This window comes from Haloferax sp. Atlit-12N, assembly GCF_003383095.1.
Taxonomy (GTDB): Archaea; Halobacteriota; Halobacteria; order Halobacteriales; family Haloferacaceae; genus Haloferax.
In genome coordinates, this window is record NZ_PSYW01000019.1 from 1 (window position 1) to 2,658 (window position 2,658).

2 protein-coding genes are annotated in these 2,658 nt (G+C 59.8%); both read right to left on the bottom strand.

Going from position 1 to position 2,658, the window contains the following annotated elements; all coding sequences use genetic code 11:
• Nucleotides 1-173: 173 nt before the first annotated feature.
• Nucleotides 174-1,454 carry an aspartate aminotransferase family protein gene (locus tag C5B90_RS19650; RefSeq protein WP_115883606.1) on the bottom strand — a complete coding sequence of 427 codons (1,281 nt, stop codon included), beginning with the start codon at nt 1,452-1,454 and terminating at the stop codon, nt 174-176.
• Between the two features lie 91 nt (nt 1,455-1,545).
• Nucleotides 1,546-2,658 (bottom strand): M20 family metallopeptidase (locus C5B90_RS19655; RefSeq protein WP_115883607.1); only part of this gene is annotated, 1,113 nt, incomplete at its 5' end.

Below are 2,658 nucleotides of genomic sequence, written 5' to 3' on the forward strand. Positions count from 1 at the left end.
TCGGGACACGCGGGAATCGGTCTTAGTCCGACGCGTGGTTCGGCACGTATCCGCACGACCGACAGCGCCAGTACCCTCTGGCAGTATCCATCTTCCCAGAGCAGCACGGGCACGTGGCTACCGGTATCTCACAGTCGGTCGAGGCGGGCTCTGAGTCCGTCACGGTCTGTCGATCAGTTGAGGCGGACAGCGAGCTCCTCAAAGCACTCCTCCATGATGTCGATACCTCGGTCGAGTTCGTCATCAGAGATGACGAGCGGAGGGTTGATGCGGATAACGTTGCCCTCCCATCCCTGTCCAGCGGGCAGGATGAGTCCCCGATCGATGGCGTCACGCCGCAGCGCGAGACTGTGCTCTTTCTCGAGCGGCGCACCATCGTCATCGATGAGTTCGACGCCAATCATCAACCCCTCGCCCCTGATCTCGCCGACGAACGGGTAGTCGCTCTGTAACGTTTGGAGGCGATCCATGAAGCGGTCGCCCAGTTCGGCGGCTCGCTCCGGGAGCTTCTCTTCCTCCATAACGTCGATGCTCGCGACCGCCGCCGTCGTCGCGACTGGGTTTCCACCGAACGTCGAGAAATAATCCATGCTCTCGAAGGCGTCGGCCACCTCGGGCGTTGCGATCGTCGCTCCGATCGGCATCCCGCCTCCAATCGCCTTTGCCGTCGTCATGATGTCAGGCGTGACGTCGTAGTGCTGGATACCGAACGGTTTGCCCGTGCGACCGAATCCGGTGATGACCTCATCGGCGATGAACAGGATGTCGTGTTCATCACAGATTTCACGGATCCGCTGAAAGTACCCCTCTGGTGCGGGTATGTTCCCCGCCGTTCCGAACATCGGTTCAGCGATAAATGCGGCGACGTCACCCGTCTCGTATTCGAGCGCGTATTCGAGTAGTTCCGCGTACTCAGCTCCGGTTTCCGGCTCCGCGCCGCCAGGGAATGAATCGCAGTTGTACGACGGGATATGGGTCACGGACGGCAGGAACGGCCCGAAGCCATCCCGATAACCGGTCCACCCGACGAGCGAGCGCGCGCCGTAGGTACGTCCGTGGAACGCCTCACCCAGAGCGATGAACTCGTGGTTGCCCGTTGCCCGCCGGGCAAGTGTCAGCGCTACCTCCACAGCCTCCGAACCAGAGTTGACGAAGTACGACCGTTCGAGGTCTCCGGGGGCGATATCAGCAAACCGGTTTGTGAGTTGACGGCTTGGTTTCGTCGGGAAGTCGTATGCGCTGAAATTCAGCTTCTCGACCTGTTCTGTCACGGCATCGACTACTTTTGGATGCGAGTAACCGTGGGACATCGCAGCGTGCTGTGCGAAGAAGTCGATGTACTCGTTTCCCTCGTCATCTTTGAGAATCGCACCGTCTCCCTCGACGAGACACGGCGTGTCCTCTCCGATGAACCGCGATACCGCTGGCATAAACTGAGCTGGTTGCGAGCCCATGTACTGGTGTGACTCCGAGTGTCATAATAAATCCGTCGGTCAAAACACCCGAATACGGACGGAGAAGTCCTGTCGGGTGGCCGGCGTTGCCTCACTCCGAGCGCTCGGGGGACGAGTTGGGATTCTGTAGATACGCCTTACAGGTATCGACGAGTACGTCACCTGCCTGCTGAACATCCGACCAGCGGATGAATTCGTTGGGGAAGTGCGCCTGATCAATCGTCCCCGGACCAAAGATGACTGTCGGAATCCCCTCTGCGATGTAAAAGCGAGAGTCAGCACTGTAGGTTTTCCCGATCGGTTGCGTCTCTTCGATGCCATGGTTGAGCATGGCCGACTGGAGTCGCTGAACGATCGGACTGTCAGCTTCGAGTTCGGAGGGCTCGAAGTGAATAGCGCGTCGCTCGAACGTCGGCGGGTGGTCCATCAACCACTCGCTGTCCTCGACGACGCTCTGGAGACGCTCCTCGTACTCCGCTTCCGCAGCTTCGAGAGTCTCTGACGGGGCAAACCCAATTCGAACCTGAGCCGTTAGACGCGCCGGTACGTTCGAAGCCCAGTCACCTGCGTTGACAACTCCAATGTTCATCGGCCAATTCACCGGGTAATCGTACAGCGGATGCGTGATCCGGTTGTGACGCTCCCGTTCGAGTTCTTCGAACGCACGATGGATCCGGTTGAAATGTGGGAGTACGGACTCGCCGCGCCACCGGGTCGCAGCGTGCGCTGAGCGTCCCGAAACGGTCAATTCTTTCATTAATACACCCGCTGTCGCCGTCACAACTCTCTGGTCAGTAGGTTCTGTGATGATCGCTGCGTCCCGGTCGAACGGATAGGGGTTAGATAGCGCCGCTGCGGGTGCTCCGATTCCACCTTCCTCCTCACCGGTGACGCTTTCGACGATTACACGCCCGTCAATCTCGTCCGCGTACTCATCATGGAGATGCTTCGCGACGAAGACGAGCAACGCGAGGTTCGTCTTCATGTCCGCCGCCCCCCGCGCGTGCAGTTTCTCCCCGTCCCAGTGCGGTTCGAACGGATCTGTCTCCCAGGATGCATCGTCGGCGGGAACTACGTCTACGTGTCCGTTGAGGACCAACGTGGGGCCTGCCTCTGGATCACCGAATTCGAGGACGCCTGCCACACTAGGCCGATCTGCGGCGTCGATCTCATCAGCCGGCGGGAACGACGGGAGCGAAGCGAG

Bases quoted from the DNA above. Each gene is read 5' to 3' on its own strand.
- C5B90_RS19650 (WP_115883606.1), bottom strand. From the start codon at position 1,454: ATGGGCTCGCAACCAGCTCAGTTTATGCCAGCGGTATCGCGGTTCATC.